The following is a 23,186-nucleotide window of genomic DNA, read 5'->3' as shown; positions in this document are numbered from 1 at the left end:
CGGGGTTGCACTTGCGTGCACACCGGCGCCTTTTTGCCATGAGGGCGCGTCATGTGCTCCTACAACAAGAAAATCATGCAGCTGGCGTTGGTCGTGTTGTTGGCGCTACACAGCGTCGTTCAAGCGGCCAGCTTCGTTGATGTGCTGGATTTGCCGGTCAAACCGAGCACTCAGGCCATCAGCAGCCCGTTGTCCGGCATGGCCCGCGCCGGTGGGCGGGTGATTACCGTCGGCCAGCGTGGCCATATTCTGTTTTCCGATGATTCGGGCAAGCATTGGCAACAGGCCGCCGTACCGGCCAGTGCCGACCTCACGGCGGTGAGTTTTCCGACCACCACCCAAGGCTGGGCGGTGGGTAATGACGGCGTGGTGCTGCACAGCAGCGACGCTGGCGCGACCTGGCACAAGCAGCTCGACGGTCGTCAGATCGGCGCCTTGCTGGTCAAGCATTACACGGCGCTGGCCAGCGCCGAACCGGGCAATGAGCAATGGCCGCTGCTGGTCGCCGAGGGCCAGAGGCTAGTCGAGCAGGGCGCGGACAAACCGCTGCTCGACGTCTGGTTCGCCAACGACAAGACCGGCTACGTGGTCGGGGTGTTCAACCTGATCCTGCGCACCGACGACGGTGGCCTGACCTGGACGCCATTCCAGGACCGTACCGACAACCCCCAGGGTTTCCACCTCAACGCCATCGCCTCCACCGGCGACGGTCTGTACATCGCTGGCGAGCAGGGCCTGCTGCTCAAGTGGGACGACAGCGCCCAACGCTTCAATGCCGTGCCGACGCCTTATCAAGGCAGCTTCTTCGGCGTGCTCGGCAAGCCTGGCGAAGTGCTGATCTACGGTCTGCGCGGCAACGTGCTGCGCAGCAGCGACGGCGGCCAGCGCTGGACCGCACTGGACAGCGGCCTGCACGTCAGCATCACCGCCGGCCTGATCGATGCCCGTGGCAATTACCGCCTGTTCACCCAGGGCGGGCAGATGCTGGTCAGCCAAGGGACGGGCGCGCAGTTGCATCTGGTGCGGCAACCGGCACCGACCCCGGTCGCCGGTGCCACCGAGTCCGCCGCTGGCGCGTTGGTGGTAGCGGGCAGCCGTGGCGCCCGGACGCTGTCCGCCGATCCAGCCCTCGAACCCTAAGAGCGAGAACCCAGACATGGGCAATATCAAACAAGACGCCATGCCGGTGATCCGCGAGCTGCGGGATTTCGACCAGCGCTCCGGCAACCTCCTCGAACGGCTGGTGTTCAACTACCGCCCGCTGTTCATGCTGCTGATGGCGCTCGCCACCGTGGTGCTGGGCTTCATGGCCGTGACTCGCCTGGAGTTGCGCCCCAGCTTCGAAAAAATGATTCCGCAGAGCCAGCCGTACATCCAGAACTTCCTGGAAAACCGCCACTCGCTGCGCGGTCTGGGCAACTCGGTGCGGGTGGTGGTCGAGAACACCGAGGGCGATATTTTCGATCCGCAATACCTCGACGTGCTCAAGCAGGTCAACGACCAGCTGTTCCTCACCGAAGGCGTCGACCGCGCGTGGATGAAGTCGCTGTGGAGCCCGGCGGTGCGCTGGACCGAAGTCACCGAGGACGGTTTCCAGGGTGGCCCGGTGATGCCCGACAGTTATCAGGGCTCGCCTTCCGACATTGAACAGTTGCGCCAGAACATCTCCCGCGCCGGTCTGGTGGGCAGCCTGGTGGCCAGCGACTTCAAGTCGACCATGCTGATCGTGCCGCTGATGGACAAAGCCGCCGCCGGTGGCCAGCGCATCAACTACCACGCGTTCTCGCAGATGCTTGAAGAGCAGTTGCGCGACAAGATCGAATACGCCGGCGACAGCGCTGCGCGTCAATCCGGGGTCGAAGGCACCGGCCATTACAAGGTCCGGGTGATCGGCTTCGCCAAACTCATGGGTGACCTGATCGACGGCCTGATCCAGGTGATGATGTTCTTCGGCCTGGCCGTGGTCACTTCGCTGATCATCATCTACGGCTACACCCGTTGCGTGCGCAGCACCCTGCTGGTGGTCGGCTGCTCGCTGATCGCGGTGGTCTGGCAACTGGGCATCGTCGCCTGGCTCGGTTACGCCATCGATCCGTATTCGGTGCTGGTGCCGTTCCTGATCTTCGCCATCGGCGTGTCCCATGCCGCGCAGAAGATGAACGGCATCATGCAGGACATCGCCCGTGGCACCCATAAACTGATCGCTGCGCGCTACACCTTCCGCCGCCTGTTCATCGCCGGTGTCACCGCGTTGCTCGCTGACGCTGTGGGTTTCGCCGTGCTGATGCTGATCGACATCCCGGTGATCCAGGACCTGGCGATCACCGCCAGCATCGGTGTCGCGGTGCTGATCTTCACCTCGTTGCTGCTGATGCCGGTGGCGCTGTCCTACGTCGGTGTCGGCGCGAAAGCCGCCGAGCGTGCGCTGAACATCGACAACCGCGCCGAAAAGCACAAAGGCTTCGGCAAACTGTGGGATGCGCTCGATCGCTTCACCACCGCCAAGTGGGCCACCGGCGCGGTTCTGGTTGCGGTGTTGATGGGCATCGGCGGTTTCATGGTCAGCCTGAACCTGAAGATCGGCGACCTCGACAGCGGGGCGCCGGAGTTGCGCGCCGACTCGCGCTACAACCGCGACAACGCCTACATCACCCAGCATTACGCGCTGTCCAGCGACCTGTTCGCGGTGATGATCAAGACCGCGCCGGAAGGCTGCCTGAACTACAAGACCCTGGTCCTGGCCGACCGCCTGGCCTGGGAACTGCAGCAGTATCCGGGCGTGCAGGCGACCGCGTCCTTGGTCAACGCGGTACGCCAGATCACCGCCGGCACCTACGAAGGCAACCCCAAGCTCAACAGCATCCAGCGCAACCAGGACGTGCTCAACTACGCCGCCCAGCAAGCCTCGGTCAACTCGCCGGAGCTGTTCAACACCGACTGTTCGTTGATGCCGGTGATCACCTTCCTCAAGGACCACAAGGCCGAAACCCTGGACGCGGTGGTGGCGATTGCCGAGCAGTTCGCCAAGGACAACAGCACCGCCGATCGCCAGTTCCTGCTCGCCGCCGGTACTGCCGGTATTGAAGCCGCGACCAACATCGTGGTGCGCGAAGCCAACCGCACCATGCTGCTGTACGTGTATGCGGCGGTGACGCTGTTCTGCCTGATCACCTTCCGCAGCTGGCGCGCCACGCTGGTGGCGCTGTTGCCGCTGGTGCTGACCTCGATCCTCTGCGAAGCCTTGATGGTGGCCATGGGCATCGGCGTGAAAGTCGCGACCCTGCCGGTGATCGCCCTCGGCGTGGGCATCGGCGTGGACTACGCCTTGTACCTGCTCAGCGTGCAGTTGCACTTCCAGCGCCAGGGCTTGCCGTTGTCCGAGGCCTACCGCAACGCCGTGTCCTTCACCGGCCGCGTGGTCGGGCTGGTGGGCATCACCCTCGCCGCGGGCGTGGTGTGCTGGGTCTGGTCACCGATCAAGTTCCAGGCCGACATGGGCATCCTGCTGACCTTCATGTTCCTGTGGAACATGCTCGGCGCGCTGATCCTCATTCCCGCGCTTTCGTACTTCCTGCTGCGCGAACGGGCCCCTCAGCCCGGTGCTGTCGCGGCAACCGAAACCACTGAATCCACTGAACGTCCCGGCATGCCGCATGTCGTGACCACTTCCGAGTAAGCCAAGATGTCTGATTACAACGCTCCCCTGCGCGACATGCGCTTCGTCCTCAACGAGGTTTTCCAGGTGTCCCGGCTCTGGGCACAATTGCCCGGCCTGGCCGAGGTGATCGATGAAGAGACCGCCGCCGCCATCCTCGAAGAGGCCGGCAAGATCAGCGCCGAAGTGATTGCGCCACTGAACCGCGCCAGCGACGAACAGGGCTGCACCTGGAATGACGGCGCGGTCACCGCCCCGGACGGTTTTGCCCAGGCCTATCAAGCCTTCGCCGAAGGCGGTTGGGTGGGTGTCGGCGGTGATCCGCAGTACGGCGGCATGGGCATGCCCAAGGCGATTTCGGCGCAGGTCGAAGAGATGGTCAACGCGGCCAGCCTGTCGTTCGGCCTGTACCCGATGTTGACCGCCGGCGCCTGCCTGTCGATCAAGGCCCACGCCAGCGAAGAACTGAAAGCCACTTACTTGCCGAACATGTACGCCGGCACCTGGACCGGTTCGATGTGCCTGACCGAAGCCCATTCCGGTACCGACCTGGGCCTGATCCGCACCAAGGCCGAACCCCAGGCCGATGGCAGCTACACCATCAGTGGCAGCAAAATTTTCATCACCGGTGGCGAGCACGACCTGACCGAGAACATCATCCATCTGGTACTGGCGCGCCTGCCCGATGCACCGGCCGGGCCGAAAGGCATCTCGCTGTTCCTGGTGCCGAAAGTACTGGTCAACGCCGACGGTTCGCTGGGTGAAAACAACGCGCTGTCCTGCGGCTCCATCGAACACAAGATGGGCATCAAGGCCTCCGCCACCTGCGTGATGAACTTCGACGGCGCCACCGGCTGGATCGTCGACGCACCGAACAAAGGCCTGGCGGCGATGTTCACCATGATGAACTATGAGCGTCTGGGCGTGGGCATCCAGGGCCTGGCGCAGGGCGAGCGTTCGTACCAGAACGCCGTCGCCTACGCCCGTGACCGCCTGCAAAGCCGCGCACCGACCGGCGCGCAGCACAAGGACAAGGCCGCCGACCCGATCATCGTGCACCCGGACGTGCGCCGCATGCTGCTGACCATGAAAGCCTTGAACGAAGGCGGCCGTGCGTTCTCCAGCTACGTGGCCCTGCAACTGGACATCGCCAAGTACAGCGACGACGCCCCGACACGCCAGCGCGCGCAGGACCTGGTGTCGCTGCTGACCCCGGTGGCCAAGGCCTTCCTCACCGACATGGGCCTGGAAACCACCCTCCACGGCCAGCAGGTCTTCGGCGGCCACGGCTACATCCGCGAATGGGGCCAGGAGCAACTGGTGCGCGATGTGCGCATCACCCAGATCTACGAAGGCACCAACGGCATCCAGTCGTTGGACCTGGCGGGACGCAAGATCGTCGGCAGCGGCGGGGCGCTGTACCGTCTGTTCGCTTCGGAAATCCGCGAATTCACCGCCAGCGCTGGCGCGGACCTCGGCGAGTTCACCCAACCGTTGAACGCCGCCGTCGACACCCTCGACGACCTGACCGCGTGGCTGCTCGACCGGGCCCAAAACAACCCGAACGAAATCGGCGCGGCCTCGGTCGAGTACCTGCACGTGTTCGGCTACACCGCGTACGCCTACATGTGGGCGCGCATGGCCAAGGCCGTCATGAGCGGCGATGCCGAAGACGATTTCTACACCAGCAAACTGGCCACCGCGCGTTTCTACTTCGCCCGGTTGCTGCCGCGTATCCACTCGTTGAGCGCATCGGCCAAGGCCGGCAGCGACTGCCTCTACGAGCTGCAAGCCGATCAGTTCTGATTGAAAGGACAAGGAACCTTAAACATGATGGCGACAAAAATAATTCCACCCGCAAACGGGGTGAGCATTCGCCTATCACCGGAGCAGGTGCTCTATTTGCCACCAGCGAATGCTGTTCGCGTCCAGTGCAATACCGGGCCTGTGACATGAGTCGGCGGATCGCAATAACGACGTCGCAGGTGCCGGCACCCGGTGAACGAATCCTGATCGTGGACGAAGACTTAAGCATTGCATTGTTCAACGTCGGTGGTCAGTTGTACGCCATCGATGACAGTTGCCCGCACCAGGGGGCTTCGTTGTGCGGCGGGCATCTTGAAGGGCAAATGATCAGATGTTGTGCCCACGGTTTACGTTTCGATCTGGGCAGCGGCTATTTGCTCAATTCGACCCGGCTGCGGGTCGCCAGTTATCCAGTTGAAGTCAGCGACAGCCAAACGTTCATTGTCATTGTTTCCGAGGAATACATCCCATGAGCAACATCGTGCTTGCCAGTGTCCAGAGTCGCGCAAGTGAGCTGGCGCCGGGCCTCGTCGTCAGTCTGATCGTTGCCGCCGCGGCGACCTTCCTTTCCGAGCATTACGGTGCGCCGGTGATGCTCTTCGCCCTGTTGCTCGGCATGTCCGTGAACTTTCTCGCCGGGGAAGGTAAGTGCAAGGCCGGCATCGAGTTCACGGCGCGCAATGTGCTGCGCATCGGCGTGGCGCTGTTGGGCATGCGTATCACGCTTGAACAGATCGCCGCTCTGGGCTGGAAGCCAGTGGCACTGGTGGTGATCGTGGTGGTGGCGACCATTGTGGTTTCAGTGATCGCGGCCAAGTTCCTGGGTTTCAAACGCATCTTCGGCCTGCTCACTGGCGGTGCCACGGCTATCTGTGGAGCTTCGGCTGCGTTGGCACTCGCCGCGGCGCTTCCCAATCACCCTCAGAAGGAGCGTGCAACCCTGTTCACTGTGATCGGTGTTTCGGCGCTATCCACCCTGGCGATGATCCTCTATCCGATGATTGCCAACTGGGCGGCCCTTTCCCCACAAGAAGCCGGAGTGTTCCTGGGGGCCACCATCCATGATGTCGCCCAGGTAGTCGGTGCCGGCTACAGCATGTCCACCGAGACTGGAGACACCGCCACCGTGGTGAAACTGATGCGGGTGGCCATGCTTGTGCCGGTGATTGTCTGCGCCGCACTCGTGACTCGCATGCAGGGTGCCGATCCGACAGGCAAGAGACCTCCGCTGCTGCCGATGTTCGCCGTCGGCTTCCTGATCCTCGCCTGCGTCAACAGCACCGGCTGGGTGCCAGCGCTGATCCAGAACGGGGTCAATGAGCTGTCGCGCTGGTGCCTGGTGATTGCCATCAGCGCGCTAGGCATGAAGACCCAGCTCAAGGAACTGGCTGCAGTCGGCATCAAGCCGATCCTGTTGATGATTGGCGAGACCGTATTCCTGGCTGTATTGGTGCTGTTGTTACTGCACTGGAACCGTTGACTGCCTACGGCGTTTTCGTTGAGCCGCGGCAAGTCAGTACTACCAGTTTACAAACTGTCTTTTTTGTAGCCAGGTGATTGCGCCAGAAACGCTGCGATCAGTGATGTAATTTGCTGCTGAATCAACCCACGAGCGCGACCGTTATCGCCATCCCGGCAAATGATGCCATCGCCTGGTACTTCTGCTTCGAGCAATGACTGCGCGCCAGGTTTGCACATCGACATGAAGCTGAAATGGCTTGCGTCGCTGATCTCGACGTAATGGCTTGACGCCGCAGGCAGGCGTTTGGCCAGGTTGGCAGACTCCAACTCAGCGGGAAGGTCGCGCGACGGTACGCCGGCAGCGATCACCAGAGCTGGTACAGGCAGCGCGGCCAGGCTTTCATTGGTTAGGCCCCGTGAAAGGCCCAGGTCCAATGTAACCACAGCAGTGACGCGTTTATCGCGCCAATCGGCGGCCAGCGCGGCCTTTGATTCCGAGGTGCTTGCGGGGTTTATCTGTCCGTAAACGGTGCAACCGGATAACTGCGGGTGGGCTTTGCAGTCATGGGCGAAGAGGTCGGGATCGAAACGAGCACCGGCGATCTCCAGGGCGGTCAAGCCGCCGAGTGAATGGCCCACTACTGCAATTCGGCCATTGGCAACCAGGCCAAATTTTTCAGGTTGAGTCGTGACCCTATCAATGGCTCGGCGCAGATCAACGGGCCGCTGCCATAACTGCGCAGCTGCTTGAGGGCTGAGGTCATGGGTCGTGGTGCCAGGGTGATTGATTGCGGCGACGATGTAACCCTTATGGGCCAACGAACTGGCAAGCCAAATCTGGTTGCTCCAGTTACCCCTGTATCCGTGGGATAGCACCACCAATGGATGTTCGCCGGCAGATGGTGGCGCGTTACGAACGGCAGAAGCACCGACAAACACCGCATTATCGCCGATTAGTTGCGTGGCTGCGGTCGTTGCACTCGGGTACCAGACAACCATCTCCAGTGCGCGGTTATTTTGCGGATCCGGCAGTGTGGCAGATTGGAAACCGACGGGGTTCTCGTCAGCAAATGCGATAGTCGTCAGCCAAGCCAACAACAGGGCGCCGAAAGCTATTTTCAATGTCGTTTCTTCCTTGATCAGACAAGTGCATAGCACCTGACCCCGCCGTAAGGCGCATCCACCTTCCTACGGAGTCGAAATTAATGTGGTTGCATACAAGCACGGACATTAAAGCCCAGATTCGAACCGCCGCGCATAAATTTGATCGTTAACTTTATTCGCGGTCTTAGCGAGAAGGCTGACGTCCGCTACTGGCCCAGAGTGTGTAAAAACGCATGCGCCGTTTTGAAGTCTGCGTTGCTACGTAAAATCTCCTGGTGCTTGTGTAATCAGCAGACTGGTAATTTGCGTAGGAGCGCGATTTTTGTTCCAGCCCCGACTGTCAAACGTGTTCTAAAACGTTTTTACACAGCCTCGGCATCAGCTTGAACTTAGCTTGAATGAACACGCAGCCACATTAAACAAGCTCTCCAAAGCACCCCCAAGGAGCAGCCATCGGTAGCTCCTTGGGGATCTCATTCGTCATTCAGATTGTGCCAGGCATAAAAAACTACCCTCAGGCCTGCGGAGCTCATCGAAATGAGCCTGATAGGTGCTTATCGATGACATTCACTCCTCTGAAACCCTTGGGTGCTAAGCAGGACGCGGTGCTTCAACAGGCGGGGTTCCGTCGTGAAACATCGTCTTCAGTTGAGCACGCAGTTCTGGTGAGTCCGTGTGCTTGTGAACACTGACCGCATGCTGCGCGGCGGCCTCGAGCAGTTCGTTTTCAGAGTCTGCGGACAGTGCGATTGAGCAGTGGGAATCGCTCGGAAACTCGCGGCAGTCGATGTATTTACGCGCCATGAATGTTTTCCTCCCTACGACGAAGGCAGGCCGTGACCTGCGTGAACGATCGCTCGACGCGTCTCCCATACATCAAACACGACTGCATGCCACATCGAGTGTGCCGATCGTTAAAGTATAGGCCCACCGATGTCAGGGTAGTTGTGCCAGACATAGAAAACGGCCGCGCGGAAACAGGGAACAGATCACGACGGCTCGGCATTTACCTGAAATCGTGGTCTGTCCCTTTTTATGCTGGTTACGTGGCAACTACTAATGACTTCACATGGTCGAGAGCCGCCTCTGGCCACGTGCAGAAATCAGTCAGAAGTGAACGCTCGGCGGCGGTACCTACAGCCATGTTTGACCCAAAGACGTCCTGAGGTATCAGACATAAAACCGTAGGGTCACCTCACAGCCGCAGCCGTAAGGTTTCAAACAGCGCGCGGTCTTCCTTTTTGGCCGAGCGCGCATGGCGTCGAATGACCTGCAACAGGCATTCGGTGAAGCAGACCGCCGAATTGCTCAGTGCGCCATTGCGGCGCGTCACGATGCTCAGCTGTCGGGGCTCGAACTGCTCGGTCAGCCCCAGGGATACCACACGCCCCAGAAATGGCGGAGCTGTGCTCACGATGGACGGCCCCCAGGTGCACATGTCGGCCCGCTCGACCATCATCTGCAAAATGGCCAGCGAATGAGCACGCACGATTCGATTCTCATCAATCTGCGCGCCGTGTTTCCAGAACAGTTCCTGCATCAGCCCATCGTGCCCGTCCGGCGCGTAGTTCAGGGTCCAGTTTTCTTCCAGTAACTCGTGGATCGATCGCGCATGCTGTCGGGCGTGACCCTCGCGGACCAGCACCGAGGTCTGGTAATCGAGCAAGGTTTCGCAGGCGAATTCCTGGGCCGATTGTGTGGGATGGAGTTGGCCAATCGCGAAGTCCATGCTGCCGTCGCGCAGCAGCGGTTGGGCAACGGCCATCAGGCTTTCGAACAGTTCCAGCTTGATTTGTGGCATACGTTCGCGAAAAGCCAGCACGACTTCGGGCAGGAAGGTCAGGGCGACCCATGGGGTGATCCCGACGCAGAGCCGGCCTTGAGCCTTGCCACGCATGTGATCAAGCTCGGTCTGTGCGTGCTCCAGTTGCTTGATCACCAGCCGGGCGTGAGTCAGTAGCACTTTGCCGTATTCGGTGAAGTTCAGACCGCTGGCGGTTCGGGTAAATAGCGGTAGCTGTTGGCTGGTTTCCAACTCGCGCAGCGCTTTGGTCACAGCGGCCTGGGAAATCTCCAGCGAACGCGCGGCCGCGCGGATACTGCCGGTTTCGGCGCTGGCAATCAGCGCCTGTAATTGATGCAGTTTCATCTGCCCACCCTGGTGACAACTCATGGTTGTCATCATAACCAAACTGCGCCTCCCCAGCCCAGCGTCCGTTCCCTAAGATCGACCCCAACAGCGCTTTCGCTGCTGCACAGCCCCTGTCGAAGGAGAACACCCATGAATGCCGGCCTGGTCCTGCCTGGTATTGCCGCGATGCAAGATGAAATGATCGCGATACGTCACAGCATTCACGCGCACCCTGAACTGGGTTTTGAAGAATTCGCCACCAGTGAACTGGTTGCAGCGTGTTTGACTCGGTGGGGCTTTGAGGTCAGCACCGGGGTGGGCAAGACCGGGGTCGTTGCCACCCTGAAAAATGGCGAGGGTCGGTCCATTGGCTTGCGCGCTGACATGGATGCGTTGCCGATACAGGAAACCACCGGTTTGCCCTATGCCAGCCGGCTCGACGGTGTCATGCATGCCTGCGGTCACGACGGTCATACAGCAGTCCTGCTGGCAGCCGGTCAGTATCTGGCCCGGACACGGGCGTTCAATGGCACCGTGCACCTGATTTTCCAACCGGCGGAAGAAGGGCTGGGTGGTGCCAGGAAAATGCTTGAGGACGGGCTGCTCGAACGGTTTCCGTGCGACGCGATCTTCGCCATGCATAATGTGCCGGGTTATCCCGTCGGGCATTTGGGGTTTTACAGCGGACCGTTCATGGCGTCCGCCGACACGGTGAACATCAAAATCATCGGCAACGGTGGCCATGGCGCGGTGCCGCACAAAGCCGTCGACCCGGTGGTGGTCGGTGCCTCGATCGTGATGGCCCTGCAAAGCATCGTCTCGCGCAACGTTAACCCGCAGGAGATGGCGATTATCACGGTGGGTTCCCTGCATGCCGGGAGTGCCTCGAATGTCATCCCGTCCAGTGCCGACCTGAGCCTGAGCGTACGCGCCCTGACCCCCGAGATTCGCCACTTGCTGGAGGTCAGAATCACTGAATTGGTCAAGGGCCAGGCCGAGAGTTTTGGCGCCCGGGTCCACATCGATTACCAGCATTGCCATCCGGTGTTGATCAACGATCCCGAACAGACAGCATTTGCCCATGAAGTCGCCCGCGACTGGCTGGGAGAGGAACACCTGATCGATGACTTGCGGCCGTTCACGGCCAGCGAGGACTTTGCTTTTGTCCTGGAAAAATGCCCCGGCAGCTATCTGGTGATCGGCAACGGTGAGGGAGAAGGCGGGTGCCTGCTGCACAACCCCGGCTACGACTTTAATGACGGCTGCCTGCCGGTGGGTGCGAGCTATTGGGTCAAGCTGGTCGAACGTTTTCTGTGTTGAGACGGCGCATTTTCGCCTGTTGTGCCGGTAAAAAATCTGCGGCCTGAAGAGGAATAAAAATGAACAAGATGATTGCAGCCGTTTCCCTGGTGTTCCTGACGGCCTCGAGCCTGGCGGGGGCGGCCGACTGGTCTGGCAAAGTGTTGAAGTTGGGGGTGGACCCGACGTATCCACCGCTGGAATACAAGAACCAGGATGGCACGCTGACCGGCTTCGGGGTCGACATCGCCGAGGCGTTGTGCGCCGAACTGAAAGCCCGATGCGTCTGGGTGGAAAGCAGTTGGGACGGGATGATCCCGGCACTGCTGGCGCGCAAGTTCGATGCGGTGGCGTCGTCGATGACCGTCACACCCAAACGCCTGGAGCAGATTGCGTTTACCGACAAGGTGTCCAATGCACCGACACGGTTAGTGGCCAAGCGTGGATCGGGATTACAGCCGACCCTCGAATTGCTCAAGGGCAAGCGCATTGGTGTAGTGCAGGGTTCGACCCAGGAGTCCTACGCCAAAGCGGTTTGGGGTTCCAAAGGCGTGGACGTTCTTTCCTATCAAAATCAGGACCAGGTGTACGCCGACCTGGTCGTGGGGCGACTTGATGCCTCGTTGCAGGGTTCCATTCAAGCCAGTTACGGCTTCTTGAAGACCGCGGCGGGTAAGGACTATGAATTTGCCGGTGCCACTCTGGATGCTCCGGGCTTCTTCGGCGTCGGTGATGGCCTTGGTCTGCGCAAGGAGGATGTCGCGTTGCGCGAAGACTTGAACAAAGCCCTGGCAACCATTCTCGCCAACGGTACTTACGCGCGGATCAACAACAAGTACTTCGATTTTGACGTCTACGGTGCCCGGTAACGGTGCCCGGTAACGGCGCCAACTAACGCGTCGTCGTTAGCTTGAACAGGGCGCTCGTTCGAGCGCTCTATTGCCCCCTTCACCTCACCCTAACAAGAACAAGGAGAGTGAGATGCTTCTGGAAGGTTTTGGCCCGCAGATTCTGCTGGGCACCCTGGCTACCATCAAACTGGCGCTTTGTTCATTGCTGATCGCCGTCCTGATCGGGCTGATGGGCGCCAGTTCCAGGTTATCGTCCAATCGTTTGTTGCGCACGCTGGCCACGGCCTACACGACCATGATCCGCAGCATGCCGGACCTGGTGATCATGTTGCTGCTGTTCTTCAGCCTGCAGATGGTGCTCAACCGGATGACCGATTGGCTGGGCATTGCCCAAATTGATATCGACCCGTTTCTGGCCGGTGTCGTGACGCTGGCATTCATTTACGGGGCCTACTTTACCGAGACTTTTCGCGGCGCCTTCCAGGCAGTCCCAGCGGGGCAGATGGAAGCGGCGAGGGCCTACGGCATGACCCACGGGCAGACCTTTCGCAAAATCCTGTTCCCGCAAATGTTGCGCCATGCGCTACCCGGCATTGGCAACAACGTGCAGGTGTTGATCAAATCGACTGCGCTGGTCTCGATCATCGGCCTGACAGATGTGGTCAAGGCCACCCAGGATGCGGGCAAGGGCTCGATGCAGTTCTTTTATTTCACGCTGGTCGGCGGCCTGATCTACCTCGCCATTACCACGGTTTCCAATGGTGTGTTGCTGTGGCTGGAGCACCGCTACTCGGTCGGTGTCAGGAAGGCTGCGTTATGAACGGTATTCTCCAGGACTACTGGCAGGCTTACCTGTGGAGTGACGGGCCATATTTTTCCGGGTTGGCGGTGACGTTGTGGCTGCTCATACTTTCGGTGGTGATTGGTTTTGTGCTCGCGGTGCCGTTGTCGATTGCCCGCGTCAGCCGCAACCCGCTGCTGCGCCTACCGGTCTGGTGTTACACCTACGTGTTTCGTGGCACCCCGTTGTACATCCAGCTGCTGTTCTTTTACACCGGGGTGTACAGCTTGCATGTGGTGCGGTCCCAGGACTTTCTCAACGCGTTTTTCCGTGACGGTTTCAACTGCACTGTACTGGCTTTCGGGCTCAATACCTGTGCCTACATGACCGAGATTTTCGCCGGCGCCATCAGAGCGACAGCTCACGGCGAAATCGAGGCCGCCAGCGCCTACGGGATGAGCCGGTTCACGCTTTATCGGCGGATCATTCTGCCGTCGGCGTTGCGCCGAGCACTGCCGTTCTTCAGCAATGAAGTGATTCTGATGCTGCATTCCACTTCGGTGGCCTTTACCGCCACGGTGCCCGATTTGCTGAAGATTGCCCGGGATGTCAACTCGGCGACCTATGCATCCTTTACCGCCTTTGGCATTGCCGGGGTGTTGTACGCCGCCAGTGCTTTTTTCCTGATCTGGCTGTTTCGACGCGGCGAACTGCATTGGCTGGCCTACCTCAAACCGCGGACGCACTGACCCCTATCGGACTTGCTCAAATGTATAAATTGATCGTTGAAGATGTTCATAAAAACTACGGCAGCCATGAAGTGTTGAAAGGGGTTTCGCTCAAGGCCAGGGCGGGTGATGTGATCAGCATCATCGGCTCCTCCGGGTCCGGGAAAAGTACCTTCTTGCGTTGTATCAACCATCTGGAACAACCGTCGGCCGGGCGCATTGTCGTCAATGACGAAGAGTTGCTCACCCGCAGAAACTCAAGGGGCGAGTTGTGTGTGGTTAACCCCGGGCAGTTACGGAGCCTGCGCAGCCGGTTGTCGATGGTGTTTCAGCACTTCAATTTGTGGAGCCACATGACCGTGCTGGAAAACATCATCGAGTGCCCGATGAGCGTGCTCGGTATCAGTCGGGCGCAGGCGCTGGAAAGGGCCCGTCATTACCTTGCCAAGGTGGGGCTGCCACAAAAAGTCGAGGCCCAGTACCCGGTGCATTTGTCCGGCGGTCAGCAACAGCGGGTGGCCATTGCCCGTGCGCTGGCCATGGAACCTGAGGTGATGCTGTTCGACGAACCGACCTCAGCCCTTGACCCTGAACTGGTGGGCGAGGTGCTCAAGGTCATGCAGCAACTGGCCGAAGAGGGCAGAACGATGGTGGTCGTCACCCACGAAATGGCGTTTGCCAGGCAGGTGTCGAACCACGTCATGTTTCTGCATCAGGGGCGGGTGGAGGAGTCGGGAGCGCCAGGCACGCTGCTGGAACAGCCTCAAAGCGAGCGGTTGCAGCAGTTCCTGGCCGGGAGCCTCAAGTAGTTACCCGTGGTGAGCCTATCAACGCAGATTTGCCCTTGGAGCTGATTCCGCTCGGCGGCCCCCCCCCAAAAAAAGGTGAATTGCCAATGCCTCTCAGGCTTTCGCCGCCGATAAACAAAGGGAAGGGGCTTCGCTGATCGAGTCAACAACGAATCTGCGAAAGAAAGTCACTGCATCGCCGGGCTCGCGACCGACCATGAGTCACTTATGTGTGACCCTCAATCCGACCCTCCCTGCCTTCAGCGTCCCGAAGGGATACTCAACCGTCCGTTTTCGGACTCGCATCATCTTCCAGATTGACCAGGTAGAGTTCGTCGACAAAGACGTCGACTACGCGCATCGGATTGGTATCGCTGACGTAGTCGTCGAGGCTCTCGGGAAGTAAGGTGCCTTGGCCTCGATGTTCACCTTGGACAAAGCGCTTCATGGGCGATCCCTGCGATGAAATCCTCAGAAATCATAGCTCCAGCGCGTGCTGTTACATCACGATGGGCATCGGTCAGAACGCTTGAGCACCGCACTTAGGACACGCTGTCCGTATAAGCCGACGCCAAGACCCGACACGATGAGAACGACTGCAACGATTTTGTTGACTGACAGGCTCTCATTGAAAATCATGACTGAACCGAGCAGGCCGAATACCGGCACCAACAACGACAATGGCGCGACGGTGGACACTGGATATCGTTTCAGAAGTGAGTTCCACACCCAGTAGCCAAACAGTGTATTGGGGTATACCTGGAACAGGATCGAAAGGACGGCGCGGTAGTCGAGTTGATTCACCAGTGCGTAGTACCCCGTCGAGCCGTTCACAGCGTAATCAAGTGCGAAAAGGGGGATGGGCGAAAACGCGCTCGACCACACCAGGAAGGCGAAAACCTGCGTGGTCTTGGCTTTTTTGTTGATTACGTTGGCCGCACTCCAGGCGACCGCTCCCAGGAGCACCAGAATCAACCCGACCGTTGTTACTGTCCCGTCAACGATGGAGAGGATGTTCAATAAACCACACAGAGCGAGACCCATGCCCGCGTACTGAAAGCGGGAAATGGATTCCTTGAATATCCATGAGCCCAACACAATGGTGAAAAACGCGCTGAACTGCAGCACCAGTGAAGCGATGCCTGCGGAAAGACCGGACTTGATGCCCAGGTTAACGATGCCCCAAAGTCCGATACCGAAGACCAGGCCGTAACCGATGATATAGCGCCACTGTACATCAGGTTTCGGAATGAAAAAGATCGCCGGGAGCGCGCATAGCGTGAAGCGAATGCCGGCAAGGATGAATGGGTCAACGGTGGTGAGCCCCAGTTTGATAACCGAGAAATTCACGCCCCATATGGCAGTAATCGAGATGGCGAGTAGCAGGTGCCTGGCTTTCATGTTGATCTTCCTTGATTGACCGTTGAGAGATGAAATGTGAGAAACCACAGCACCAGGGCAGCAGCGCTGATCAAGGCACCCAGCAGGCTGACTGCCATCCAGCCCCAAAGCGCATAAATCTGAGTCGCGGCTGCGGCTCCCAGCGCGCTACCGACCGCGTAGAAGCACATGTAGGCGCCGACCATGCGACTTTGGGCGTCGGGGCGTGCAGCGAAAATGATGCTCTGGTTGGTGACGTGTACTGCTTGCACCGCGAAGTCGAGCAGGACTACGCCGCAGACCAGCGCGATCAGGGAAGTCTCGGCAAACGTGATGGGCAACCAGGACAGCGTCAGGAGCCCCAGCGAAAAGCCGGTCACTCGTTGTCCCAGACCTTGATCGGCCCAGCGACCGGCTCTTCTGGCAGCCAGGGCACCGGCGACGCCGGCCAGGCCAAACATGCCGATGGCAGTGTGTGAAAGCGACAGCGGCGGGGCGCTCAACGGCAGCACCATGGCGGTCCACAGCACGGAAAAAGCGGCAAAGATCAATAGCGCCAGCAGGCCCCTGGTGCGCAAGGTGCGTTCGGTGATGAACAGTTTGAAGAGAGAACTGATGAGCGCCAGGTAGCCGTCTTGATGCCTCGGCGACGGGGTGTCAGGAACCACTCTCCACAGCACCGCCGCGAGGGTCAGCATCAATCCTGAGGACACAAAGTAAACGGCGCGCCAGCCCGCGATGTCCGCAATCAGGCCCGAGGTAAACCGCGCCAGAAGAATGCCCAGGACAACTCCACTGGTTACCGTCCCCACGGCATGCCCGCGTTGTGCTGGCGTTGCCAGTGCGGCGGCATAGGCCACAAGCACCTGAACGACCACTGCCAGTAAGCCCGACACGATCATGGCACCCAACAGGGCCAGCCATTGCTGTGCTGTGCCGACCGCCGCGAGCGCAACCGCAGACAGCAATACTTGAGTCAGAATCAGCCGCTTACGATTGACCAAATCGCCCAGCGGGACGATGAACAGCAACCCGAGTGCGTAACCAACCTGAGTAGCCGTCACCACAACCCCGATCATTGATGAGGTCACACCCAGGCTCTGAGCCATTGAATCGAGCAAAGGTTGTGCGAAATAAACGTTGGCTACTGCAAGCGCGCAGGTGACAGAAAACAACAACGTGAGCAACGGCGAAAGCCCCGCAGTCCGGTCGGTCCTGCTGCTTTCTCCGGTATCCGGATGCCGCAATCCCGAAGGCTGCCTGGAGAGCTGTTTGGTGGCTGAGTTGGCATCTGCTGTCATGAACACCTCCATGGCGTTAAACTGGTTTCAATTAAAAACTAGATTCAATTGTTGCTGTATCAGGTTTTAAATTGCAACCACATTGCGCCAGGCTGATGGACAGACTTGGCAAATCCACATTCCGGAAGGTCAAAAAGATGGTCAAAGACGCTTTTCCGCAAAGCAGCGAATGCCCGGTAGCAAGGACACTGGAGGCAATTGGGGATCGCTGGTCGCTGATGATCATCCGCGACGCTTTTGATGACATTCGCCGATTCAGCGAGTTTCAAAAGAGCTTGGGCGTGGCCAAGAATATTCTGGCATCGCGACTGAAAACGTTGGTCGAGGTCGGGGTATTCGACGTTCGACCGGCGTCAGATGGAAGCGCCTACAAGGAGTACGTCCTTACGGACAAAGGACGGGAGATCTTTCCGGTTGTGGTCTGTTTGAGGCAGTGGGGCGAACGTTTCCTGTTCAAGCCGCAGGAGACGCGTTCTGTGCTGATGGACAACGAGTCCGGCCAGCCTCTGATGCCGATTGATGTTCGCTCATCAAACGGTCAAAAACTTGGACCGTCTGACTGCCACAGAGTGAGACTTGTTGACGGTGAGTCGTGAATCAACAGCAGACTTGCCTCATACCAGAGCGACGCCAGGGGAATTAGAGCCAGTGTGCTGGGCGTAGTTGACAAGAGCATGTCCGCTTTTTGGCCGGTTTCTGCCCGTTGCGACAGGCTGAAAACGACCCAATATAGCCGTTGGAGACGGCTAAGGATCTCAAGAATGACACTACTCGCAAACATCATATTGAAGGGGCGACCTCTGATGAGGCCGCCATTTTTCAGCTGATTGATCAGTTGCCCGCTGGCAAAGGCAGGTTGATGCCTTCTTTTTTCAAGGTGTCACGCACGTATTGGAATTTCTGGTACTGCGATAGCTCGATCGGCCCGTCGTAACCCATGCTTTGCAATTTGCGTGGCGGGTAATCGACGTAGGTTTTCATAAGTTTCATGATCGCCATCGAAATCGGCACCATTGTCCAGGTGCGCTCAGTAAAGTTGTTCATGAAGAGGTCATAGCGCTCTTGCGGGTCTTGCCACAAGTCAAAGACTTGCGGCACGGTGGCCACATATTTTTGTGCGCCTTTCCATCCCAGGTTAGTGTCTACGGCCAGACCACCGGTATGGGCACCGTCGTCGCCACGCAGGTTGAACACGGCCTTATAGTTTCCGACACGGGCGGCACCCGGGGACAATTCGTTTTCGGTGAAGTAGAACCACTCCTTACGCGGCGAAGGGCCACTGCCAGTGAGCACTGACGTCATGTCATAACTGTCGAAGATGATCGGCTGACCTTCGCGATCTTTCTCGGGCAGCTTTACACCGGCAACAGACGCGAACGTCGCCATCAAATCCAAGCCGCCGAGAATCTCGTGATTTTTCGTGTCCGGCTTGATCTTGTCTGGCCAGACGGCAATTGCCGGAACCCGGTTTCCGCCCTCACGCACTGTGCCCTTGGTCCCGCGGAAAGGGGTGTAGCCGGCATCTGGATAAACATCTTGCCAGGCCCCGTTGTCAGTGGTGTAAACCACCAGGGTGTTTTTATCCAGGCCGAGCGCCTTAAGTTTGTCCATGATGCGGCCAATGTGGGTATCGAGTTCGACAACAGAGTCGGCGTACTTGGACTTGGACATGGACTTATGAATGAATTCCGGTGCCGGCAAGTTCGGTTGGTGCACTTTCATGAAGTTGACGTTGATGAAAAACGGCTTGTCCGATTTGGCGGCGGTGTCGAGAAACTCCAGTGCGGCTTTTTCGACATAATTATCAAAGAATGGAATACCGACCACGCCAGGTTTGCCGTCCACGACAGGCGTGTCCACGTACTGGCCGTTGACCTTGAATTCTTCGATCGGTTTTTCACCGGCCTTGCCGGACAACGCGCCTTTGGTCACCTTTTGAAACATCGCGCGGGTTTCCGGATCCATATCGGGGAACCATGTCGGGTCCGCGTAGGTGTAGGCATTGAGGTGATAGAGGCCGACGTACTTCATCACGTCATAGCCCTGGGCATTGGGCAGTGCGTAATCGGCTTCGCCCAAGTGCCATTTGCCGGTGAAGTAGGTGTCGTAGCCACCAGTTTTCAGCACAGAGGCCAGCGTCCATTCGGCGGCGGGCAAGCCACCACCCTGACCCTGGAAGGCTACGGTAGTCATGCCGCTGCGGTTGGGGATACGCCCGGTTTGCATCGCCGCCCGACCGGGCGTGCAACTTGGCTGGGCATAGAAAGAGTAAAAAGTGACGCCTTCTGCCGCCAACTGATCGATGCTGGGCGTAGGCATGCCTCGACCGACCCCACCGCCGTAGGGACCGAGGTCGCCATAGCCAGTGTCGTCGGAGACGATAAACAGGATATTGGTTTTTTCCGTTTGAGCGGCGTGGGTAAGCCCGCTCAATGACAATAATGCAGCAAACACGACAGACAGCTTGAAACGATCTGATAGCTTGTCCATATCAGCAATCCTCGTTGTTTCATTGTGTTGGCAACCGGGTGATGAGTGCACAACCACATTGACTCTTGGTGCATTGACCACCGAGTAATTAGCCTAGGTACTGCGTACAGAATCATTTCCCCCTGACTGCATGACCATGCACAAGTTAAGGCGCAGGTAGAGTCTAGTGCGGTTTTCCAGTTTAACGGGTAATTACCCGGCTGCATCTACTGTTCTTTCTGAACACGGTTCAAAAACCTGATCTACGCTCAACTTGCGCTAGGGCTAACCCTCAGCCTTACAGTAGCGATGCAGTTGTCCAATTCTCTCCCCCCTGAGAAAGGAGCTGGCAATGAACAAAGGCTTTCAGCTTGCTCGCTTTATTGCCTTAGCGATGGTCTGGTCTGAATCTGGCGTCGCTGCCGATAGCCAGGCAGAGCTAGCCAAACAATCCCTGAACCCGGTCGCCGCGCTATACAGTTTGCCGATTCAATACAACTGGAACCAAAAACTCGGCCCCAGCGGTGAGGGCTATCAGAGCGTCACTAATATCCAGCCGGTGCTCCCTTTCAGTCTCAACGAGGAATGGAATCTGATTTCCCGAACCATCCTGCCCGTCATCGATCAGCATGGCCTGGTGCCCGGCGGGGTTGCCGATAAATCAGGTGTGGGAGACGTCACTCAAAGCTTCTTTTTTTCACCCAAAAAGGAAACCGCCAACGGTTGGATCTGGGGAGTAGGCCCAGCCATATTGGTGCCCACCGGCAGCGACGAACTGCTGAGCAGCGAGCAATGGGGATTGGGCCCTACAGTGGTGGCGCTCAAGCAACATGACGGCTGGACCCGCGGTATTCTTGCCAACCACATCTGGTCGCTGGAAAACAGCCCGCCGGATGACAAGGACAAGGTCAACCAGACGTTCCTGCAACCCTTCTTCAGCTACACCACCCATACCTACACCACTTTCGGTATCAATACCGAGTCCACCTACGATTGGCAAACCCGGGAGTGGTCAGTGCCGATCAACTTGTTCGTCACTCAGTTGTTCAAAGTGGGTCATCAACCCATGACCCTGCAAGCCGGCCCGCGTTACTGGGCCGACAGCCCGGAAGATGGACCCGAGGGCTGGGGATTTCGGGTAGCGTTTACGCTGTTGTTTCCTAAATGAATGCAACGCTGTAGGGCCATTGAGTCAGGAGTGGTCGGGATACTCCTTGCTTTTCGGAGCAAGGCAAAACCCAAAGCTTTTGCAGTCCTACTTCGCTACTCCGTTGAGCAACACCCCATACGACTGAAGAAACTCTACCGTCCCGTGGAAGATCAAGCCTACACCCATCGCCGAAACGAAAAAGCCGACGATCCGGGTCGCGGCGTCGATGCCTTGCGGGCCAATCTTTTTGAGGATGGTATTGGCGTAAGCCAAAGACAGATAGGTGACGAACATGGTGGCGCAGATCGCCAGTGCGATCACGGCAAAGGACAGTATGGCGCGGTCGGAATCCTTAATGGTGCTAGTCAGGCCAATCACTGTGGCGATGGCACCGGGGCCGAACATGATCGGCATGGCCATGGGTATGAAGGATACGTCCTGGTCACTTTTGCCACCGCTTGGAATCAGGTTGCTGTTGGGCGACGGGGCAAAAAGCTCGAAGCCGATGCGCATCAGAATCACCCCGCCGACTACCCGAATCATACTCAGGGGAACCTCGAACAAACGCAGCAGCAGGTTGCCGAAAATCAGAAAGAAAAACATCAGTAGTAGCGCATAAAGGCAGGCCTTGCGTGCCACATGACGCTGCTCAGCGACGTCCTTGTCTTGCAGCAGACCTAGGAAAACTGGAATGGCCTCAAGTGGATTGATGATTGCCAGCAGGGTGGTGAACATGCCGAAAAACAGGGTGAGATACGCGTTCATGGATGATCTGCCAAGTGCGTTGTGTACCGATTCACCATAGCTGATCAAGAACAGTTCGCCTCAATCATTGCCGTAAAACCCAAGAGTTGGGGAGTGGAACTTTACAGAGAGGCATAAAATGGATGAAGGCAGAATTGGGCGATGGATATTGTTTACCATGCTCTAAGGCGAGCCCATTAGCGCCGAGGATGCACTTGCTATGGACTGGTCAGCCGTATGGTGAAGAGCAGAAGTTGGGAATGGACGGGTCAGACCATCAATAAATCCTTTTGGGCTGGAGCTTTCTACCGGCAGCAACGCGCCAAAGGGAGCACCTACCAGGCTGCTGTACGCGCACTCGCGTTTAAGTGGATTCGGATTCTGTATCGGTGCTGGCAGACCAGGACGCTCTACGATGAAACCACCTATTTGAATGCCTTGAGGAAGCGTGGTCACCGCTGCTGAAGAACCTCGATTCAGGTTGACTGACTTCCTCAGGGCGTGAAGCAGGCGCTCAGCAGCGTCTCTGGACTCCGGGCCGTTTTACTTGTCAGTAGGGTTTGTCGCCGATAATGGCCGCGCGCTCCATCTTGCGATGGCAGGGCGGATAGTCCATCACTGCATAGTGCTGGGTGCAGCGGTTGTCCCATATTGCCACGCTGTTTTTCTTCCAGCGCCAACGGACCTGGTACTCGGGGTTGTAGGCCTGGCTGATCAGGTACTTCAGCAGGTCGACGCCTTTTTGGTTGTAGTCCTGGCCGACACGCACACGTCCCTGGCTGTGGTAGTTCACGAAATGCGTAGCGTAGGCATTGACGAACAACACCTTCTCGCCCGTTTCGGGATGGGTACGCACCACCGGATGCTCGGCATCCGGATAATGCGCCTTCATCGCCAGGCGCTTTTCCTTTGGCATGGCGGCGGCGAAGGAGGAATTGAAGCTGTGGTTGGCGATCAGGCTGTCGATTTCCTGCTTCACATCTATGGGCAGGTTGTCATAAGCCAGCACCATGTTGGCCCACATGGTGTCGCCACCGGTCGGTGGGCATTCGATGCAACGCAGTACAGCGCCCATCGGAGGCGACTCACGCCAGGTGGCATCGCAGTGCCACGCATTCTCGTAGCGATCCGCCGGATTCTCCGGGGTCTTGTAGATTTGCACGAGACCAGGGGCCTCCGGGTGGCTGGGGAGCATCGGATGAGTTTCAAGCTGGCCGAGGCGCATGGCAAATGCTTCGTGATCGCGGCGCGAGAGCTTGTCCAGATCCTGGTCGCGCAGGAACAGCACCTTGAACTTCAATAGCGCCGCGTAAATTTCATTGAACAAGCCATCATCGCGCACTGCGTCGCCAAGATTCACGTTGAGCAGTTCCGCGCCGATGGCACAGGTCAGTTGTTCGACTCGCATGGCGTCTCCGTTTCGATGGTTTATGGCCGGACCGTGGGCGGGGCAGGTGAAATCGTGCCTTGATACACGGTGGCGCTTTTTATTGTTGATCCAGTCTTTGCGGGTTCGGTGAGTGGGGGTACGCGTGCCC

20 protein-coding genes and 2 pseudogenes are annotated in these 23,186 nt (G+C 58.5%); 13 read left to right on the top strand and 9 right to left on the bottom strand.

Annotated elements, in window-relative coordinates; genetic code table 11:
* Positions 1–51: 51 nt before the first annotated feature.
* From AC3IT9_RS16585 to AC3IT9_RS16565, 5 genes are all read left to right on the top strand, one after another.
* Complete coding sequence (locus tag AC3IT9_RS16585; protein WP_489270402.1) at positions 52–1,140, top strand: WD40/YVTN/BNR-like repeat-containing protein; 1,089 nt, start codon at positions 52–54, stop codon at positions 1,138–1,140.
* 16 nt (positions 1,141–1,156) lie between these two features.
* Positions 1,157–3,676 carry an efflux RND transporter permease subunit gene (locus AC3IT9_RS16580; protein WP_489270401.1) on the top strand — a complete coding sequence of 840 codons (2,520 nt, stop codon included), beginning with the start codon at positions 1,157–1,159 and terminating at the stop codon, positions 3,674–3,676.
* 6 nt (positions 3,677–3,682) lie between these two features.
* Positions 3,683–5,461 (top strand): acyl-CoA dehydrogenase C-terminal domain-containing protein, encoded by a 1,779-nt coding sequence (locus AC3IT9_RS16575; protein ID WP_489270400.1) that lies wholly within the window; start codon positions 3,683–3,685, stop codon positions 5,459–5,461.
* A 146-nt stretch (positions 5,462–5,607) separates the two neighbouring features.
* Complete coding sequence (locus AC3IT9_RS16570) at positions 5,608–5,934, top strand: Rieske (2Fe-2S) protein (RefSeq protein WP_150754893.1); 327 nt, start codon at positions 5,608–5,610, stop codon at positions 5,932–5,934.
* Positions 5,931–6,941 (top strand): YeiH family protein, encoded by a 1,011-nt coding sequence (locus tag AC3IT9_RS16565; protein ID WP_489270399.1) that lies wholly within the window; start codon positions 5,931–5,933, stop codon positions 6,939–6,941. The genes AC3IT9_RS16570 and AC3IT9_RS16565 overlap by 4 nt, the downstream gene beginning before the upstream one ends.
* A gap of 47 nt (positions 6,942–6,988) precedes the next feature.
* Here the strand turns inward: AC3IT9_RS16565 and AC3IT9_RS16560 are convergent, their stop codons facing one another.
* The 3 genes from AC3IT9_RS16560 to AC3IT9_RS16550 all read right to left on the bottom strand — a co-directional run bounded on the left by AC3IT9_RS16560 (position 6,989) and on the right by AC3IT9_RS16550 (position 10,211).
* Positions 6,989–8,044 (bottom strand): alpha/beta hydrolase family protein, encoded by a 1,056-nt coding sequence (locus AC3IT9_RS16560; RefSeq protein WP_489270398.1) that lies wholly within the window; start codon positions 8,042–8,044, stop codon positions 6,989–6,991.
* A gap of 573 nt (positions 8,045–8,617) precedes the next feature.
* On the bottom strand, positions 8,618–8,830 hold the full coding sequence (locus AC3IT9_RS16555; protein ID WP_008001113.1) for a DUF1059 domain-containing protein: 213 nt from the start codon (positions 8,828–8,830) through the stop codon (positions 8,618–8,620).
* Between the two features lie 391 nt (positions 8,831–9,221).
* The gene (locus tag AC3IT9_RS16550) at positions 9,222–10,211 is read right to left on the bottom strand and encodes a LysR substrate-binding domain-containing protein (protein ID WP_489270397.1); all 990 of its coding nucleotides are present in this window, start codon (positions 10,209–10,211) and stop codon (positions 9,222–9,224) included.
* Positions 10,212–10,307: 96 nt separating this feature from the next.
* Here AC3IT9_RS16550 and AC3IT9_RS16545 point away from each other — a divergent pair, with 96 nt between their 5' ends.
* The 5 genes from AC3IT9_RS16545 to AC3IT9_RS16525 all read left to right on the top strand — a co-directional run bounded on the left by AC3IT9_RS16545 (position 10,308) and on the right by AC3IT9_RS16525 (position 14,625).
* Positions 10,308–11,477: a M20 aminoacylase family protein gene (locus tag AC3IT9_RS16545; RefSeq protein WP_489270395.1), complete on the top strand. Its 1,170-nt coding sequence runs from the start codon at positions 10,308–10,310 to the stop codon at positions 11,475–11,477.
* A 59-nt stretch (positions 11,478–11,536) separates the two neighbouring features.
* The gene (locus AC3IT9_RS16540; protein WP_150754888.1) at positions 11,537–12,325 is read left to right on the top strand and encodes an ABC transporter substrate-binding protein; all 789 of its coding nucleotides are present in this window, start codon (positions 11,537–11,539) and stop codon (positions 12,323–12,325) included.
* Positions 12,326–12,437: 112 nt separating this feature from the next.
* On the top strand, positions 12,438–13,127 hold the full coding sequence (locus tag AC3IT9_RS16535; protein ID WP_423505608.1) for an ABC transporter permease: 690 nt from the start codon (positions 12,438–12,440) through the stop codon (positions 13,125–13,127).
* Positions 13,124–13,837, top strand: a complete 714-nt coding sequence (locus AC3IT9_RS16530) for an ABC transporter permease (RefSeq protein ID WP_353740926.1) — start codon at positions 13,124–13,126, stop codon at positions 13,835–13,837. The genes AC3IT9_RS16535 and AC3IT9_RS16530 overlap by 4 nt, the downstream gene beginning before the upstream one ends.
* 20 nt (positions 13,838–13,857) lie before the next feature.
* A complete protein-coding gene (locus AC3IT9_RS16525; protein WP_151215151.1) occupies positions 13,858–14,625 on the top strand; it encodes an ABC transporter ATP-binding protein in 768 nt (255 codons plus the stop codon).
* A gap of 292 nt (positions 14,626–14,917) precedes the next feature.
* Here the strand turns inward: AC3IT9_RS16525 and AC3IT9_RS16520 are convergent.
* From AC3IT9_RS16520 to AC3IT9_RS16510, 3 genes and pseudogenes are all read right to left on the bottom strand, one after another.
* Positions 14,918–15,052: pseudogene (locus AC3IT9_RS16520) on the bottom strand (hypothetical protein); the annotation flags it as partial.
* 56 nt (positions 15,053–15,108) lie between these two features.
* Entirely contained in the window at positions 15,109–16,005 is an 897-nt protein-coding gene (locus tag AC3IT9_RS16515; protein WP_489270394.1) for an EamA family transporter, read from the bottom strand.
* The gene (locus AC3IT9_RS16510) at positions 16,002–17,285 is read right to left on the bottom strand and encodes an MFS transporter (protein WP_489270393.1); all 1,284 of its coding nucleotides are present in this window, start codon (positions 17,283–17,285) and stop codon (positions 16,002–16,004) included. The genes AC3IT9_RS16515 and AC3IT9_RS16510 overlap by 4 nt, the downstream gene beginning before the upstream one ends.
* A gap of 137 nt (positions 17,286–17,422) precedes the next feature.
* Between AC3IT9_RS16510 and AC3IT9_RS16505 the strand changes: the two genes are divergently transcribed.
* The gene (locus tag AC3IT9_RS16505; protein WP_353740924.1) at positions 17,423–17,881 is read left to right on the top strand and encodes a winged helix-turn-helix transcriptional regulator; all 459 of its coding nucleotides are present in this window, start codon (positions 17,423–17,425) and stop codon (positions 17,879–17,881) included.
* A 235-nt stretch (positions 17,882–18,116) separates the two neighbouring features.
* Here AC3IT9_RS16505 and AC3IT9_RS16500 read toward each other — a convergent pair whose 3' ends face one another.
* Entirely contained in the window at positions 18,117–19,775 is a 1,659-nt protein-coding gene (locus AC3IT9_RS16500) for an arylsulfatase (protein ID WP_489273524.1), read from the bottom strand.
* A gap of 331 nt (positions 19,776–20,106) precedes the next feature.
* Between AC3IT9_RS16500 and AC3IT9_RS16495 the strand changes: the two genes are divergently transcribed.
* Entirely contained in the window at positions 20,107–20,922 is an 816-nt protein-coding gene (locus AC3IT9_RS16495; protein ID WP_423505613.1) for a transporter, read from the top strand.
* Positions 20,923–21,009: 87 nt separating this feature from the next.
* On the opposite strand, the gene AC3IT9_RS16490 is transcribed toward AC3IT9_RS16495, so the two are convergent.
* Complete coding sequence (locus tag AC3IT9_RS16490; RefSeq protein WP_150754882.1) at positions 21,010–21,669, bottom strand: MarC family protein; 660 nt, start codon at positions 21,667–21,669, stop codon at positions 21,010–21,012.
* Positions 21,670–21,933: 264 nt separating this feature from the next.
* On the opposite strand from AC3IT9_RS16490, the pseudogene AC3IT9_RS16485 reads away from it, so the two are divergent.
* Positions 21,934–22,113 (top strand): annotated as a pseudogene (locus AC3IT9_RS16485) (IS110 family transposase); the annotation flags it as partial.
* A gap of 85 nt (positions 22,114–22,198) precedes the next feature.
* Here the strand turns inward: AC3IT9_RS16485 and AC3IT9_RS16480 are convergent.
* Positions 22,199–23,056 (bottom strand): TauD/TfdA dioxygenase family protein, encoded by an 858-nt coding sequence (locus AC3IT9_RS16480; protein WP_150754881.1) that lies wholly within the window; start codon positions 23,054–23,056, stop codon positions 22,199–22,201.
* Between the last annotated feature and the right edge of the window lie 130 nt (positions 23,057–23,186).

This window comes from Pseudomonas sp. KH_046_1, assembly GCF_057839025.1.
This window is presented reverse-complemented; position numbering and strand designations above follow the sequence as displayed.